General features: G+C 38.5%; 16 protein-coding genes. All 16 read right to left on the bottom strand.

The features are described 5' to 3' along the window. Position 1: 1 nt before the first annotated feature. Complete coding sequence (gene kdsA, locus VEI_RS02465; RefSeq protein WP_059361709.1) at positions 2–820, bottom strand: 3-deoxy-8-phosphooctulonate synthase; 819 nt, start codon at positions 818–820, stop codon at positions 2–4. Next, positions 821–1,552, bottom strand: coding sequence for a 3-deoxy-manno-octulosonate cytidylyltransferase (gene kdsB, locus VEI_RS02460; RefSeq protein WP_059361708.1), 732 nt, complete (start codon positions 1,550–1,552; stop codon positions 821–823). 44 nt (positions 1,553–1,596) lie between these two features. Continuing rightward, entirely contained in the window at positions 1,597–2,709 is a 1,113-nt protein-coding gene (gene lpxK, locus VEI_RS02455; RefSeq protein WP_059361707.1) for a tetraacyldisaccharide 4'-kinase, read from the bottom strand. A 40-nt stretch (positions 2,710–2,749) separates the two neighbouring features. Then, positions 2,750–4,054: a 3-deoxy-D-manno-octulosonic acid transferase gene (locus tag VEI_RS02450; protein WP_059361706.1), complete on the bottom strand. Its 1,305-nt coding sequence runs from the start codon at positions 4,052–4,054 to the stop codon at positions 2,750–2,752. A 2-nt stretch (positions 4,055–4,056) separates the two neighbouring features. After that, positions 4,057–5,787: an ABC transporter ATP-binding protein gene (locus VEI_RS02445; protein WP_059361705.1), complete on the bottom strand. Its 1,731-nt coding sequence runs from the start codon at positions 5,785–5,787 to the stop codon at positions 4,057–4,059. Continuing rightward, entirely contained in the window at positions 5,780–6,922 is a 1,143-nt protein-coding gene (gene lpxB / locus VEI_RS02440; protein WP_059361704.1) for a lipid-A-disaccharide synthase, read from the bottom strand. The genes VEI_RS02445 and lpxB overlap by 8 nt, the downstream gene beginning before the upstream one ends. Continuing rightward, complete coding sequence (locus VEI_RS02435; RefSeq protein ID WP_059361703.1) at positions 6,922–7,758, bottom strand: LpxI family protein; 837 nt, start codon at positions 7,756–7,758, stop codon at positions 6,922–6,924. The genes lpxB and VEI_RS02435 overlap by 1 nt, the downstream gene beginning before the upstream one ends. Positions 7,759–8,015: 257 nt before the next feature. Continuing rightward, the gene (gene lpxA / locus VEI_RS02430) at positions 8,016–8,828 is read right to left on the bottom strand and encodes an acyl-ACP--UDP-N-acetylglucosamine O-acyltransferase (RefSeq protein ID WP_082161450.1); all 813 of its coding nucleotides are present in this window, start codon (positions 8,826–8,828) and stop codon (positions 8,016–8,018) included. Between the two features lie 21 nt (positions 8,829–8,849). Next, entirely contained in the window at positions 8,850–9,275 is a 426-nt protein-coding gene (gene fabZ / locus VEI_RS02425) for a 3-hydroxyacyl-ACP dehydratase FabZ (RefSeq protein WP_005376579.1), read from the bottom strand. Next, positions 9,272–10,111, bottom strand: a complete 840-nt coding sequence (gene lpxC, locus VEI_RS02420) for a UDP-3-O-acyl-N-acetylglucosamine deacetylase (protein WP_059361702.1) — start codon at positions 10,109–10,111, stop codon at positions 9,272–9,274. The genes fabZ and lpxC overlap by 4 nt, the downstream gene beginning before the upstream one ends. A gap of 179 nt (positions 10,112–10,290) precedes the next feature. After that, positions 10,291–11,193, bottom strand: a complete 903-nt coding sequence (locus VEI_RS02415; RefSeq protein ID WP_059361701.1) for a lysophospholipid acyltransferase family protein — start codon at positions 11,191–11,193, stop codon at positions 10,291–10,293. Between the two features lie 7 nt (positions 11,194–11,200). Further along, positions 11,201–12,232 (bottom strand): UDP-3-O-(3-hydroxymyristoyl)glucosamine N-acyltransferase, encoded by a 1,032-nt coding sequence (gene lpxD / locus VEI_RS02410; RefSeq protein WP_059361700.1) that lies wholly within the window; start codon positions 12,230–12,232, stop codon positions 11,201–11,203. A 26-nt stretch (positions 12,233–12,258) separates the two neighbouring features. Beyond that, positions 12,259–12,771: an OmpH/Skp family outer membrane protein gene (locus tag VEI_RS02405; RefSeq protein WP_059361699.1), complete on the bottom strand. Its 513-nt coding sequence runs from the start codon at positions 12,769–12,771 to the stop codon at positions 12,259–12,261. 10 nt (positions 12,772–12,781) lie between these two features. After that, complete coding sequence (locus VEI_RS02400) at positions 12,782–13,750, bottom strand: coiled-coil domain-containing protein (protein WP_059361698.1); 969 nt, start codon at positions 13,748–13,750, stop codon at positions 12,782–12,784. A gap of 36 nt (positions 13,751–13,786) precedes the next feature. Then, complete coding sequence (locus VEI_RS02395; RefSeq protein WP_059361697.1) at positions 13,787–14,269, bottom strand: OmpH/Skp family outer membrane protein; 483 nt, start codon at positions 14,267–14,269, stop codon at positions 13,787–13,789. A 108-nt stretch (positions 14,270–14,377) separates the two neighbouring features. Then, the gene (locus tag VEI_RS02390; protein WP_059361696.1) at positions 14,378–16,546 is read right to left on the bottom strand and encodes a BamA/OMP85 family outer membrane protein; all 2,169 of its coding nucleotides are present in this window, start codon (positions 16,544–16,546) and stop codon (positions 14,378–14,380) included. Positions 16,547–16,696: the final 150 nt, after the last annotated feature.

The raw sequence follows: 16,696 nt of genomic DNA, 5'->3' as shown, positions 1-16,696 counted from the left end.
CTTATCGTTTTACGATTTTATCAATAGCTACTAAATCTTTTAGTAAATCTTCAAATTGATTTAAGTACACCATATTTGGACCATCAGAAAGAGCTTCCTCTGGATTATCGTGCACTTCAAAGAATAAACCATCTACCCCACTAGCAACAGCTGCTCGCGCTAAATTTGGCACGAACTCACGATTACCACTAGATTTTGTACCAGCCCCACCTGGTAATTGAACGCTATGTGTAGCATCAAAAATCACTGGATAATCAAAGGAACGCATAATAGGGAATGATCTCATATCTACAACAAGATTATTATAACCAAAGCTAAAGCCACGTTCTGTAAGCATGAGATTTTCATTGCCGGACTCTTTCATTTTATTAAGAACATTTTCCATATCCTTTGGAGCCATGAATTGACCTTTTTTTACATTTACGCATTTGCCCGTTTTAGCAGCACCGTAAACTAGGTCAGTTTGACGACATAAGAATGCAGGAATTTGGAGAATATCCAACACTTCTGCCGCTGGTTCAATTTGTTCAATAGAATGGATGTCGCTAACAACTGGTACGTTTAGTTCTTTTTTGATGGACGCTAAAATTTTTAGACCTTCTTCTAAGCCTGGACCACGGAAAGAATTGAAGCTAGAGCGATTAGCTTTGTCAAAAGAAGCCTTAAATACATATGGAACACCAAGGCGTTCGCAGATAGCCTTAGCCTCTTTACCGATGGCTAAGGTACGGTCATAATCTTCGATTACACAAGGACCGGCTAATACAAACAGACCTTTACCGCCACCAATTGTCATATTGCCAACTTGTACTGTTTTCATTTATTTCTCCTCTTGCTCGAATATAGCATTTACACGAGCCAAGTCTTCTGGTGTATCAACACCGACAAATCGTTTATCTGTAGTAATAACGCGAATAGCAAATCCATTTTCTAACGCTCTTAATTGTTCTAACGATTCTGTTTGTTCCGCTGCAGTTGGTTCCATTTTTGCATAGTCTAATAAAAACTGACGACGATATGCATATATGCCAATATGTTTTAACGGAGTATTTACAAAATCATGTCGTGGATACGGAATCAAGGAGCGCGAAAAATACATTGCATCATTTCGCTTATTTAAAATAACCTTAACAGCAGAAGGTTCATCATATTCTTCTTCTAATAAAGGGGTGGCTACTGTAGCCATTTGGAGTGCATCATCAGATTCAAAGAGTTCTGCCAATTGATCGATTAAATTAGCATCGATCATTGGTTCATCACCTTGTACGTTGATGATAACATCTAAATCTGTATATTGTTGTGCTACCTCAGCCAGTCGATCAGTTCCTGTTGGATGATTAGCATCCGTCATAACCACTGTACCACCAAAGGATTGCACCGCATCATACACACGTTGATCATCGGTAGCTACAATGAATACCTCTGGTTTTTTAGCATTTGTTACGCGTTCATATACACGTTGAATCATAGGTTTACCTGCGATATCTGCCAATGGTTTACCTGGTAATCGAGTCGAGCCAAACCGAGCTGGAATCACGCAACCAATCTTCACAATAAAACCCCTTTTCTTTTATTTGCGTATCTTATTATTATACACTAAATCTCTAAATTTTCTATGAATTCTTGCTTTCCGGAAAGGAACTCAATCCCTATAGATAGCACGAATACAGGCATTTTTAAGTCTTCAATTGTATGCAATTGACTTAATTTAACCGCATCTTTTTCGGTTATCATGATAGCCTGAGCCTTATGCGCAAAAGCTTGCGTCCAAATATCAACAATATCATCATCTATAAAATCATGATGATCACCAAAACCCATGGTATGAACCACATTATAGCCACAACCTTCCAATGTTTTGGTAAATGATTGAGGATTGCCAATACCACTTACAGCCATAATAGGAAGATCATTATGAGTACCGACCGGACTTCCTTCAGCACCATTAGCCCATTCATCAAGGGTATAGACAGCACATGGTTTGTGCACCGTCTCATACACAGGCTTTTGAGGTATTATCTTAGCCAATCGTTTTTTCAGAGCGGATACCATTCCTGGATCTACTTGATCTACCTTTGTGAGAACGATGATACTAGCCCGTTCAAGACCGTGTAAAGGTTCTCTTAGTAAACCTCTAGGCAATACATGCTCGTATCCAAATGGATTAGATGCATCGATTAAAACGATATCCTTATCCCGATAAAGAGCACGATGTTGAAAGCCATCATCCATCACGAGATAATCAGCACCTAATTCATCAATCGCTATATGTGCAGAATCTACGCGTTTACGCCCAATGATAACACTCGATTTTGGTAACACCTTAGCCAATAACCAAGCCTCATCGCCACTTTCTTCTGGCTCTACTAAAATGGAACCATGTTTTGAAATGATTATATTTTGGCTATTATCTTTAGCTCTATAGCCGCGACTCAATACGGTTGGATGAAAACCTTTCTGACCTAAAATATCACATATAAGTCTAACCATTGGGGTTTTACCAGTACCACCAGCCGTTATATTGCCTACACTAATTACAGGTACCGATACCTTTTCAACGCCTTTATGAGCATCAAATTTCGAGTTCCGCATGGTAACAGCATTTTCGTAGCCTTTGCTGAGTAAGGCCAACCCAGATCTAGCTATATCACCAAGAATTGATTGATCTTCACCACTCATAATTTTCTTAAACATATCTTCACCATTCATAGTAGGCACCTCCCTCCGTATAGATTATTATAAATTCCTATTACGGAATAATATGATGTGATTCAAATAATTGACGTAGTTCCTGTGTATTACGACGTGTAGCCCCACGATTTTCACTAATTATATCAAGACAATTTTGTCCCATTTCTTCCGCTAACTCAGGATGTTTACAAAGATGTAAAATCATTTTAGTCAAACCTTTTTGATTCTTAACCTGCTTACATGCATTTCTCGAACTTAGGAGATTGAATATTTCCTTAAAGTTAAACATATGAGGACCAACAATAATTGGTTTGCCATGAGCAGCTGGTTCAAGAATATTATGACCGCCTGTTTTTACAAGTGAACCACCTACGAAAATGATGTCCCCTAAGCTATATAAACGACCTAATTCACCAATCGTATCGAGTACAACAACAGGAATTTCCTTATGAACAGGTTCTGTCATATCACTTCGACAAATCGATTCTAAACCATAACGTTTTGCTAATGATTGTACATCATGACCTCTATATATCTCACGAGGTGCAATTAACAATCTTGCATGAGGATACTCCACTAACACTTGTTTAAATGAATCAAACAGTGCTTCCTCTTCACCCTTATGTGTACTACCAGCAACAATAATCGGATGATTATGACCAAAACCAAACTCATCTAGTAAAACTTGTTTTTCCTCAGCAGATACAGTTGCATAGGTTTGATCATATTTCATATTACCTGTAACGGTAATCTCATCAGGATTGGCACCGAGCCGAGATATATATTCCGCATCGAAGCTAGACTGCATGCAGAATCGTTCAATAGAACTCAACATTTCACGGGTGAAAGCACTAATATAACGGTAGCGCTTCATACTGCGGTCGGAAATACGTCCATTCACCATCATAACAGGAATCTTTTCAGACTCAGCGATGCGCAAGAAGTTTGGCCATATCTCGGTTTCCACTAACAGTATAGTAATAGGTTTTATGATATGCAAAATTTTTCGTGTTAAATACGGTAGATCTAAAGGGAAGAAAATAATACCTTCAGCCTCCGGAATAATCCGATGTGCCATCGCATGACCTGTAGCAGTAACAACAGATACAACTACAACAGCTTCTGGAAATTCTCGTTTAACCTCTTTGACCAATGGACTTGTCGCAACAATTTCTCCTACAGATGCAGCATGAATCCATATAGCACGACGCCCTTCTATTTTTTTCAATAGTGTTGCAGGCATATATCCTGCACTTTGTTTTATACGCTCATAAAAGCCTTCTTCAAAAGCAAGGCGATATAAGATGACCGGTATAAGGCCAATCCAATAGAATATGAGCAATACGTTATATATCCAGTACATGTTTATCCTTTATTAGAGAACTGAACGGAATAAAGATGGTTATATAAACCACCTTCCAAGGCTAACAATTCTTGGTGTGTCCCTTTTTCTACCAATTTGCCTTGATTTAACACAACGATTTGATGCGCATTTTGTACAGTGCTTAGGCGATGAGCAATTACGAATGCTGTACGCCCTTCCATTAAGCGATCCAGTGCTTCTTGTACAAGTTTTTCACTTTCTGTATCAAGTGCCGATGTGGCTTCATCGAGAATCAGAATCTTAGGATTTTTCAAAATAGCTCGTGCAATAGCAACGCGTTGACGTTGACCACCAGATAGAGAGCTTCCTCGTTCACCTACGATAGTATCTAGACCATCTGGCATCTTATCAACAAATTCTAAGACATTTGCTGCTTTAGCTGCTTCATAAACTTCTTCTTCAGTGGCATCTAAGCGGCCATACAAGATATTTTCTTTTATGGATGCGTTAAATAAAACGGTTTCTTGCGGTACTAAACCAATTTGGTTACGCAATGAAGCAAAGGTTACATCTTTAATATCCGTACCATCGATGGTAATAGAGCCGCCAGTAACATCATAGAATCGAGGCAACAAATTGGCTAATGTTGTTTTACCAGCACCAGATGGGCCTACCAAGGCAACACTTTCACCAGCCTTAACGGATAAATTAAAATCACATAACGCCATTTTTTCACCATCGTAGGAAAAATCGACATGTTGAAATTCCACATCCCCTTTAATATCTGGTAACGTAATTGCATTTTCTTTTTCTACTACATCAGCCTTTGTATCGAGAATATCAAATACGCGATCAGCTGCAGCCAATGCTTTTTGAATGTTTCCATACACTTGACTCAAACGCTTAACAGGGTTTGATAAATTAATAGCATAAATTAAGAACGCAATCAAAGAACCTGCTGTAATCGTGCCTGTAACTACGGAATAGCCACCATACCAAAGAATTACAGCCACTGCAATCGCTGCAGAGAACTCAACCATTGGACTTAATAAACTTGTCAATTTAGTAGCTTTAATTACAGCATCAAAGTTACGCTGATTTTCAACTTCAAAACGATTAATCTCAAAGCCTTCACGAGCAAATGATTTCACAACGCGAATAGCAGAAATAACCTCTTGTAGGAGAGCTGTAATATCAGCTATACGTCCTTGCACATCATGTCCTGCTAAACGTAATCTTTTACCAAATACATTAATTATAATCAATACCATTGGAACTGTTATAAATGTAACCAAAGTCAATTTCCAATCGATTAACAACATGGAAACCAAAGAACCAATTAAGGTTACAGATTCCGTGATGAGAGAAATCAAATTATCTACCACAGCCGATTGCAATGCAGCTACGTCATTTGTGAGATTACTCATGATAACGCCCGTTTTACGACGGTCGAAATATGACAAAGACAATCGTTGTAGATGTTTAAAGATTGCTTCACGCACATCGATAATAACCCGTTGGCCAATATAAGACATATTGTAGGTTTGACCATATGTAGCAAAGCCACGAATTAAAAATATCAAAATGATGGCCCCTACGATGAGGTTTAGCATAAACATATTTTTATCTTGCAATACTTGGTCCACCACATTTTTAATGAGCCAAGGTACTACTAAATATGCTGCAGCAGCCACAATCATGCAAAAGACAGCAAATATCATTCGCTTATAATAGGGTCTCACAAAGTACAACAAACGTGAGTAACTATTCATTAATTTTCTCCTTACCTAAGTCGTAAATCAATTGAGCCACGCGATTGACAGCTCCCGACTCGCCTAGTTTTTCCTTTACGCCACGCAATTCTGTGCGCATGCTTTGGTTTATATGTAAATCATCTAACAAAGGTAACACTGTGTTTACTATAGCATTGACAGAAACATCGCCTTGTAGTAGTTCAGGTATGACTTCCTTCCCTGCCACAATATTTGGTAAACCTACATGTGTAAGATTTACGACCATTTTACCAATACCATATGTAATAGGTGACACCTTATACAACAATACTGTAGGCAACTCCATCATAGCCGTTTCTAAAGTAGCCGTCCCCGATGCAGCTAAACATACATCACAGATTTGCATTAAATCATAAGTATGATTCTCTGTGATTGTTACAGGAACCTTTCGTTCCTTGATGAAAGCCTCTAATTCACTACGGTCAATCGTATGTGCACGAGGTAAAAAGAACTGAACATCTTCATGGGACTGCATTAAGCATTCTCCACTTTCAAGCATCACATCTAATAGTGATAGCACCTCTTGTTTACGACTACCAGGCATCAATAAAATACGTTTAGCTTCAGGTCGAGCCCCAAAATATTCCATGGCTTCTGCTTTAGTCATTGTAGGATGCACAATATCTACTAATGGATGACCTACAAATTCTACATCACAATTAAACTTGCGGTATGCTTCAGCTTCAAAAGGAAAAATTGAAGCTACCTTTGTAACAAACTTCTTAATTGTCTTACCACGGCTACTGTGCCATGCCCAAATTGTAGGAGCTATATAATATAGCACAGGGATGCCCAATTGATAAGCTACCTCGGCCAACTTCATATTAAACCCCGGATAATCAATACAAACCAGAACATCTGGTTTTTCTTTTATCATGATTTCCTTTAAAAAGCTCCGTAATTTAAAGAACTTTGGCAATGATTTTATGATTTCTACAATACCAATAACGCCAAGATTTTTAATATCATAAACGATACGAACACCGGCTTGTTCCATCAAGGTGCCGCCCATGCCGAACATTTCGACACTGGAATCGAGTTGTGAAAGCGCTTTGGCTACGCTAGCGCCGTGGGTATCACCGGACGCTTCGCCAGCAGAAAACATAATTTTCATCATTGATCCTTTCTAGCATCTACAAATGCTTGGTCTACAGCACAAATTACAATGTTATGGCGATTTGCCATATCGAGTACGTTTGATTGTTGTACAAATATCGTTTTTTCAGCCTCTACGGCAAGAACCTTACACCCACTGTCAATCATAGACATCAATGTTTTAATACCAACAGCAGGAACATCGAAACGAACATCTTGATTTGGTTTTTCTGTTTTCACAACAACAGACTCTCCTCTACCAAGTTCTCCACCTCTAAGGATACATTTATCTGTCCCCTCTATTGCTTCAATAGCCATGGCTGCCTTATTCTTTACTACAACGGTTTGCCCAATATCAAGAGCCCCCATATGCTTTGCTAATTCAAAACCAAAGCATATATCTTGCCACTGTTCTTCTGTTGGTTGTTGTTTTGTTAATACCCCCACCTTTGGCATAAAAGGTTTCATATATACCGTCTGATCTAGTACGGTAAATCCTTCTCGCTCAATCTCATCAACAATGGCGAGCATAATCGTATCATCTTTACGATTTTTCAACCGTTTAAGTACGCCTAATGTTTTTAAATCTGGAAATGTTAAACCTTTATATAAAATTTCCTTTGTTACCTTGCCAAGCATGGTTATTTCCGTAACGCCCTCTTTTTTTAAGGTCTTAAAGATCTTACCCAGCTTAGCTACGCCAATATGGTAAAAGACATCTGCTTCTTGTTCTAATATTGGATCAGTATCCGGCACAACACCGATGACTACTACTTGATGCCCCAACATATGAGCAGCACGCATGAACTCAACAGGTAAAACGCCAATACCTGCAATTAAACCTACCTTTGCCACGACTATACCTCCTATGTGAAGCCGCAAACGGTCCACAACAATTCTCTAAATCATTTATTGTAAGTATATTTTTTAAGACACACTCATATACAATATATTGTACTATAAATCACGTATTTTTACTATAATTTCAGTGTATTTCTAGCTGTTAAAATACAGTATTTTCCTATCTTTCCCCCTTAAAACCGACCTTTAAAAAGAGTATAAAATAACGCAAAAAAACTCTACATTATATAATCATAATGTAGAGTTTCTTATTAATCGCGTCGCGTACGCATGATGCCACGATCAGCATTGCGCAAGAAACGTAATAGATTTTCAATTTCCACAGAGGAATCGAGCTGCATTTCCATTTCTTCGATTGCTCTAGACAAACTAAATCCCGAGCGATAAATGATACGGAATGCTTGTTTCAAGTTACGACGCACCTCTTCTGAAATACCTGCACGAGATAGCCCCACAGAATTCAAGCCAATAACGCGAGCTGGCTGACCATCTGCAATGACATAAGGCGGAATATCTTGTACAACTTTAGCCATACCACCAACCATTGCATTACGCCCAATTTTAACAAATTGATGAACACCAGCAAGACCACCTATAACAACGCGGTCTTCAACGATAGCATGACCTGCTAAACCTGCACAGTTACTCATAATTACATTGTTCCCCACAATACAATTATGGGCTACATGCGTACATGCTTGTAATAAACAATTATTGCCTACGCGAGTTTCTTCGCCTTCTCCAGTCGCACGACTAATCGTAACACATTCACGGATAACCGTTTCATCACCAATATAGCAATAACTCTTTTCGCCTTTAAATTTTAAATCTTGCGGTTCTAAACCAATAGATGCGCCCGGATAAATCTCACAGCGTTTACCTATAGTCGTCCAACCACCAATAACAACATTCGCACCAATCTGAGTGCCATCCCCTATTTCTACATTTTCCCCAATGACGGCACCAGGTCCAATGATAACATCTTTACCCAGTTTAGCATTCGGATGCACTATGGCAGTGTTATGAATGTTGGATTCCGCATTTTCCATGCCTACAACTATCACTATAATCACTCCTTAAGTCTATTATACGAGGGCAAACATGTATTCACCGCTAGCACAAAGTTTATCGCCTACATAAGCGCGACCTTCAACCTTACCCATACGGCCTTTAATCTTTACGATGTCAACTTCCATACGTACAACATCACCAGGTTTTACAGGATGGCGGAAACGAACCTTATCAATACCTGTAAACATAGGTGTTAATCCACGATTTTCTTCCGGATACAATAGTGCAATCCCACCCACTTGAGCAATTGCTTCAGTTAGCAATACGCCTGGCATAACCGGATTGCCTGGGAAATGACCTTGAAAGAATAATTCATTAAATGTAGCATTTTTAATACCCACAGCACGTTTCATCGGTTCTAATTCGATAATACGATCCACCAAAAGCATAGGATAACGATGTGGTAAAATTTCTAAAATATCTTCGTGGTTAAGAATCATTGCTGTGTCTCCCTTATTTCTTCCATTATACTACGAGCCAAACGAGAATTAAGCTCATGGCTCGATTTCAACGCAATTACATGCCCCTCAATAGGACCTAACAAGTATAAGTCTCCTATAACATCAAGAGCTTTATGACGTACCAATTCATCATCAAAACGAGGCACTGATAAGCAAGTTTCATCATCATACACAAGTGCATTATCAGTACTACCACCCTTAGCTAATCCCATCGCCTTCAATTGATCTAATTCCTTTAGAAAACCTATGGTTCTAGCTGAACCAATATGTTCTTTGAAGTAATCAGGTGTTACATCAAAATCACATTGTTGTGTTCCTAGTAATGGATGTGGATTAATAGATGTAAAGGTAACTCGATATCCATCATAAGGTACAATAAGAATAAACCTATCCCCATCATACACTGAGTGACTCCGCATAACCTTATACACACGACGCTCAGCTTGTTGCTGCTCAATCCCCGCTTGAAGAATTAAATCAACAAATACTGCACTACTCCCGTCACCTACAGGAGGTTCTGGTGAGTCCATTTCAATAAAACAGTTATCAATATTCATAGCACTGAATGCGGCCATTACATGCTCAACGGTAAAAACCTTTGCTTCCCCATTTTCCAAAGTAGTAGCGCGCATAGTGTTCGTCACATTATTAATGTGTGCTCGTACAGAAGGGTTTCCCTCAATATCAGAGCGCACAAACACAATTCCTGTATTTTCAGGTGCTGGTTTAAAAACCATGGTTACAGGCTCTCCGCTATGAAGGCCAATTCCCTTATATGAAACAGCCTGTTTAATTGTTTGTTGTGGCTTACTCATAAGATTGTCCTTTCATAATCTAATTCCATGTTTACTATACACCATACTGTATTATACCCTATTTGCATAGCTGTTACAAGAATATAAGACCACTTATCAACTAAGAGAGCACAAAAATTCGGCGTTGCAAATCTTTATTAAAAAACATCTGCAACGCCGATTATACTTTTTATATTTTTTTAATGAAATACATCTGGAGGAGTTTCTATTTTTTCACCATAATATCGGCGAGTCCATTTCCAACGATTGTGTAGCCAGAACCAATCTTCCGGATAGCGTCGAATGTAATCCTCAATAAATTCATTGAGTATAATCGTTGTAACTGCAATATCTCGCTTTTTATCATCTGTTTTTTCAACATATAAAGGTTGATGCACTTCGATTTCATGCTTACCAGAATATGGACTATAATGCATGGTAACAAAAATGATAGGCACCTCCTGCATGCGCCCTAAAACAGCGGGGCCATCTGCAGTAAGTGTTTCATACCCAAAAAACGGTACCAACACACCGTCTTCACCAGGATCCTGATCCATAATCAACCCTAAGAAGGCTCCATTTTTTAAAGCTTTCACCATATCGCGTACACTAGTTTTGTACATCACATGTTGATGCATAATTTCGCGATATTCATTGATAAACTTATCCGCATCACCATTCTGCTTCATAGCCACCGAAATAAGAGGATACCCTTCAGACGCTAATACGCCACCAAGTAGCTCCCAGTTGCCACTATGAACAGCTGCCAAAATAGCACCTTTGCCATCAGCCAAAGCTTCATCGAGTATTTCACGATTTATAAAAGTAACCATATCTCGATAATCGCCATCTTTGATTTCAGGGTAGCGTAATACGTCTATAATCATACGACCAAAACGTGTCGTACTTGCCTTGGCAATACGTTTTGCTTCTACTGGATCATCAGTGATTTTACAAAATAAAATCTGACCGATAGCTAACCGCTTTCGCTTTGGTGGAACAACAAGCCATGCAATTTCACCAAGTAATGCACCTATAGCATATTGTATACTATGCGGCAACATACAAATAAATGCACTGAATAACTTCATAAACCTATACATAGATGTATTAGCTCTCCTTAAGCTGCGCTTTTAAAGCATCGATTTCTTTCTGCAACTGTTTTACAGTTTTTACCATCTCTGGCAAACGATGTTCATATGCAGACAGTTTTAACCATTCCTTATGAGGACGCATTGGATAGCCAGCCATAACTGCATCCGCTGGTACATTACCAGTAATGCCAGTTTTACCAGCAAATTTTGCATTATCACCAATTGTAATATGACCTGTACAACCAGTTTGTCCTGCAAAAATTACATTATTACCACATTTTGTACTACCTGCTATGCCAACTTGTGCAATGAGGAAACAGTTTTCACCAATTTCAACATTATGACCTAAGTGAACTAAATTATCGATTTTAGTACCTTTACGAACAAGTGTAGATCCCATTGTAGCATTATCAATAGTCGTACAAGAGCCAATCTCTACATCGTCTTCTAAAATAACATTTCCCACTTGTGGAATATGTGTATGAACACCATTTTCAGTAGCAAATCCAAAGCCTTCACCACCGATTACAGCTTTCGCGCGTAATACAACGCGATTGCCTAGCACACAATTTTCATGAACGATGGCACCGGCATAAATATCACAATCATTACCAATACGAGTATTATGACCAATATAAACGTACGGACGAATTGTTACATTATCACCAATTACAGCATTATCATTGATTACACAATAAGCACCTATAGCAACATTATTCCCCAATGTAACATTTTCTCCAATAATCGCTGTAGGATGTACCTCACGAGGCACTATTACAGGTGGATGGAATAATTGTAACACCTGCGCAAATGCGGCTTTTGCATTATCTACAATGATTTGTGGCATCGGTGCATTAGTCACTTCGGCTTCGAGAATGATAGCACCCGCCTTACATAAATGAATATGTTCTACGTATTCGCCAATAGCAAAGGTAATAGATTGTGGAGCAGCTTGTTCAAAACCACGAGTTTCTGTAATAACAACAGAATCATCACCGATTACCTTACCACCGATCAATTGTGCTAGCTCTCGTATAGTCTTTTCCACGATTAAGTCCCCCCAAGTATTAATGACTATTGTGCTGTTGCTGCTTCAGCTGGTTGAGCTTGTTGAGTTTCACCTTGCTGAGCGTCTTGTGCGTTCACTTCTGCTTCAGCGGCTTTAATATCCTCATCAGATGCTTTCCCCATTTTATTAATTAAATCATCGGTTACATCTACGCCACCACCAATAACTGCACCTTTAAGTAGTACTACATCTAATTTTTTCTCTTTTGCTAATTCATTGACTTGTTGATCCACATATTGTTTCAACTCTTGAGTTTTAGATGCACTGAAAGCATCAAAATCTTGCTTTGCTTCAGTCATAACTTGCAATTTAGCTTCTGCATCAGCAGCATCAACCTTAGCTTGTAGTTCTTTGCCTTTTGCATTGATTTCTTTATTAATTTCAATAGACTTAGATGTTTGCGTCATAATTTTTTGAGAATCTACATAGCCGATGTTGTTGCCACCACAGCCACCGATAATTGGTAGTGCCATAATCATTGTAGCACCTAAAATTAAAGATTTTACTTTTTTATTCATCATATACTCCTTACTGAACCCGATACGATGCTTTGACAGCATCCGTTATATCAAGTCCCTTGATATTTCCACCATGATCAATCAAAACGAGATCTAAATGACGTTCCTGAGCAATAATAGCAACACGCATACGCACATCCTCTAAAATCGCTTCATGCAGTGCATTTACTTCTGCCTCTTTATCTGACAATTTTTTAGCCCAACTATCATTCCACTCTTGAGGAACTGGCAATTTATTAGATGACACAATAGCCTTTGCTTGATTTTGCATCATTGTATCACGTTTTTTAGCTAATTCAGCCTGTACAGACTCTGCATACTGCTTTAATTCTCGTTCCGCCGCATCACGGATAGGTTTTAATTCTGCATCTACTTTAGATCGTATCGAATCTAGATCAAAATTTGACGGTTTGCGTTTAGCCAATAACTCTTGAAGACGGTTTTCTATTTTAGCTTTTTGACTTAGTGCAGCCTCTTTTTGAGCCTCATCAATAAAAATCCGACTTTCAAAAGCATATAACTGCAATTGCAAGTTTACGATTTCCAAGTCATAACCCTTGTTAGAATACTTAAGTTCTTCCATATATTTCTTAACTAACTCAGCCCGTTTTGCATCGAGCTGTGCATTAAGTTGATTTTGTTTCGTTGCAATACGTGTTTGCAATTCCACATTCAATGCGTCCGACAAAGTTGTATCTAGAGACAATGATTTTAGTTGTTCTTCCTGCATCTCAGATTTAGTGTTTAATGCCTCTTGTTCCAAAGCATATTGAGTCCTTAATTGTTCTAACTCTTGCTTTGCAAGCTTATAATCTTCATAAGACGGATTAAACTCTAGTACATCTTCAATTTGTACCACCCCAATAGACGGTCCATTCGAAGATTGTCGATTAGTAATAAATCCATAGGCTCCATACATTGCAATCAGTGCAGCTACTAAAAACAGAAATAATCCTATGTACCGTTTTTTTAGCCCCATACTGCTCACCCTTATCCGATTACTAGTGTATCGTTATTATTTTGCATCTGATGCAAGTTTCTTAAGTACTTGATCTGTAATATCTACGCCACCATAAAGAACAGCTTCTTTAGGAAGAACAACGGATAAACCTTTAGCATCGCCAACAGATTTAGCAGCTTCCATTGTTTTATTAGCCATCTGTTTATTCATTTCTTCCATTTTCTTTTCTACATTAGCTTGTGCTTCTTGTTTGATTTTTGCTTTAGTCGCATCATCTTGAGCGGCATCTACCTTTGCTTGCATATCAGCTGCTACTTGACTGCGATAATCAGTAAATTCCTTTGCGGCCTTCACATATACAGGATTTTCCGGATTATCTAATCGGCTCATGTCGATAATACCAACATTACTAGCAGCGCTGCTGCCTGGTGTGGCCATTTGTGTATACGCCAATGCACCAATACCAATAATAAAAACTGCAGCAATAACAATAGAGAATATTTTCACATTCGTCTTGTTATTCATCATTCTCATCATAATGAACATTCCTCATTTCTGTTAATGTAAGCACTACGAGTGCCATAATAGAGATATTGGTGAAAGCCCCCTCTAAGGAAGGTGCTTTCACCATAATATGTCTCAATATTAGAATTGTGTACCAAAACTGAAGTGGAATTTCTTCTTATCTTTACCAACACCATAGTCAAGTTTAACTGGACCGATTGGTGTAGTGATACGAACACCGGCACCAACGCCATAGTTGAAGCTCTTAGTGTTTTTATACCATGGAACATTTGGTGCATCCCATGCATCACCGATATCTGTAAATAATGCGCCACTTACCTTTTTAACGATAGGGAAGCGGAATTCTAATGTCGCATTATACATATTCTTACCGCGGAATTGATCATCTTCATAACCACGCAATGTATCTGCACCACCTAATGTGAATAATTGGCTATAAGGTGCATCACCTTGGATAAAGCCACCACGTGCGCGGAATGCTAATACATTTTTGGAACCGATTTTTTTGTATGCACGCATTTCAGCTGTGAATTTATAGAAATCAAAGTCACCGCCTAAGCCATGACCAGCCCATTGTGCAGTGTAGGAAATACGACGACCACGAGTTGGTTCATAAATGTTATCACGGGAATCGTATACCTTTTGCCATGTAATGGAGTTAATAGTACCAAAGTTTTTACCAACATAATTCATACCTTTGAAATCAATACCATTATTTGGTCCATAAGTACCATCCATATCATAGCGATACAAGCTGTTAGAATTTTCATCAGGATCAAATCTATAAGTATCCTTGCGGGATTCTAATGTTAAGTAATCACGTGTATATTCACCTGTTTGACGACCAAAGGAGATATTGAAGCCTCTAGATTTTTTATTGTATTCTGCAACTTCACTACCATCACTGTTGTAATCAGTATATTCGTCTTCGCGGTTGAAGAAGGAGAAACCAAGAGATGTGCCTCTGTGGTCAATCCAAGGTTTCAAGTAAGAAACTTGATAGTTTTTATATTTTTTCTTACCACCGATTTCCCAATGAACTTTGAATTTGTCACCAGTACCACGAAGGTTTTCTTCACCAAACTCAATGATACCCATTAAGCCATCAGCTTTAGAGTAACCAGCACCTAATGTAATAGTACCAGTTTTATGTTCTAATACGTCGATTTCGATGATTACGTTGTTAGGATTTTTATCACCTGGCAACATACGTACGTTTACATCATCAAAGAAACCTAAGTTATATACGCGTTCTACGGAACGACGCACCAAGAATTTATTGAATGGTTTACCAGTTTTTTGTACGAATTCACGAGTAATAACCTTATCGCGAGTTTTTTTGTTACCTGCTGGTACAATCGCTTCAACAATGCCTTCTACGATATGAACATGAATCATGCCATTATCATCTACAGCAATGCCATCTACATGAGCTAACATATAGCCATCACGAGCATAAGCTGCATTAATACCTTGAATTTTTTGACCTACATATACGGAGTTCATGATTTGACCTTCAGGAATCGCCATATAGTTAGTCAATACTTGAGATGTATAAACGGAATTACCTTCGAATACAACGCCGCTTACTACAGGATTAGTTACAACAGCAAAGTCGATTTTTACGCCTTCTGGAACCGTTGTGAAGATAGGATTAACTTCAGAAAGATAACCACTATTACCCAAGCTTTGTATATCTTTAAAAACGCCATCAACAGAAACAGCATCGCCTACTCTTTCAGAAAGCAAGGTCATTAATTGAGCAGCATACTCAGGAGATACGCCAGAAACAGAAAGCCCTGTAATTGTTTTACCTACATATGGATTTACAGTTTCTGCACTAGCAGATGAAACAAATTGTGCTTCAATAGATGTCACAGCTTGTGCTTGACCATTTTCAGCAACCTTATCCAAATCTGTGCCGGCTGTTGTTTTGGATATCATTTTAACTTGTTTATCATCAGTCTTTAACGCTGCATTATTAACAGTTACAGTACCATCGGAACCTTGTACTACGGTACCATCAGAAGATAATGTAGTATCACCACGAGCTGCTAAAATAGCCGCATCAGTATCATCTTGTGTATTAGCACCTTTTTCAGTACCTGCATTATATACAGCTGCTTTTGTTGTTGTATCTTCAGTAGTCGCTGCATCTGCAGTAGTGGATGCATTCATAACTGGTGTATAGCCCGTTTGCACTTCCGCAGCAAAAACACTGCCAGTACCCATAACGGCAGTCAACACGGATGCTGCGAGCATACGTTTATAGGCTTTGCTTGTTAACATAAAATCCTCCTAAACTATCCCTCTTAAAGAGTATTAAATCTTTATTATTATATCATATAATACTGGGAATTAGTACTACTATAATTCAATTTTATGAAATTAAAATGACTATAATGAAGGCCCTTATTAAGTTTCTCCATTATAGTCATC

This window comes from Veillonella tobetsuensis (assembly GCF_001078375.1).
GTDB classification, from domain to species: domain Bacteria; phylum Bacillota; class Negativicutes; order Veillonellales; family Veillonellaceae; genus Veillonella; species Veillonella tobetsuensis.
Note: the sequence above shows the minus strand (reverse complement) of the source record. Positions and strands in the feature narration are given on the sequence as shown.

Excerpts from the sequence above, each read along its gene's own strand:
- VEI_RS02405 (WP_059361699.1), bottom strand. The coding sequence starts at position 12,771 with ATGAATAAAAAAGTAAAATCTTTAATTTTAGGTGCTACAATGATTATG.
- lpxK (WP_059361707.1), bottom strand. The coding sequence starts at position 2,709 with ATGAATGGTGAAGATATGTTTAAGAAAATTATGAGTGGTGAAGATCAA.
- lpxC (WP_059361702.1), bottom strand. The coding sequence starts at position 10,111 with ATGAGTAAGCCACAACAAACAATTAAACAGGCTGTTTCATATAAGGGA.
- fabZ (WP_005376579.1), bottom strand. The coding sequence starts at position 9,275 with ATGATTCTTAACCACGAAGATATTTTAGAAATTTTACCACATCGTTAT.
- VEI_RS02450 (WP_059361706.1), bottom strand. The coding sequence starts at position 4,054 with ATGTACTGGATATATAACGTATTGCTCATATTCTATTGGATTGGCCTT.
- VEI_RS02395 (WP_059361697.1), bottom strand. The coding sequence starts at position 14,269 with ATGATGAGAATGATGAATAACAAGACGAATGTGAAAATATTCTCTATT.
- VEI_RS02390 (WP_059361696.1), bottom strand. The coding sequence starts at position 16,546 with ATGTTAACAAGCAAAGCCTATAAACGTATGCTCGCAGCATCCGTGTTG.
- VEI_RS02445 (WP_059361705.1), bottom strand. The coding sequence starts at position 5,787 with ATGAATAGTTACTCACGTTTGTTGTACTTTGTGAGACCCTATTATAAG.
- VEI_RS02400 (WP_059361698.1), bottom strand. The coding sequence starts at position 13,750 with ATGGGGCTAAAAAAACGGTACATAGGATTATTTCTGTTTTTAGTAGCT.
- VEI_RS02415 (WP_059361701.1), bottom strand. The coding sequence starts at position 11,193 with ATGTATAGGTTTATGAAGTTATTCAGTGCATTTATTTGTATGTTGCCG.
- lpxB (WP_059361704.1), bottom strand. The coding sequence starts at position 6,922 with ATGAAAATTATGTTTTCTGCTGGCGAAGCGTCCGGTGATACCCACGGC.
- kdsA (WP_059361709.1), bottom strand. The coding sequence starts at position 820 with ATGAAAACAGTACAAGTTGGCAATATGACAATTGGTGGCGGTAAAGGT.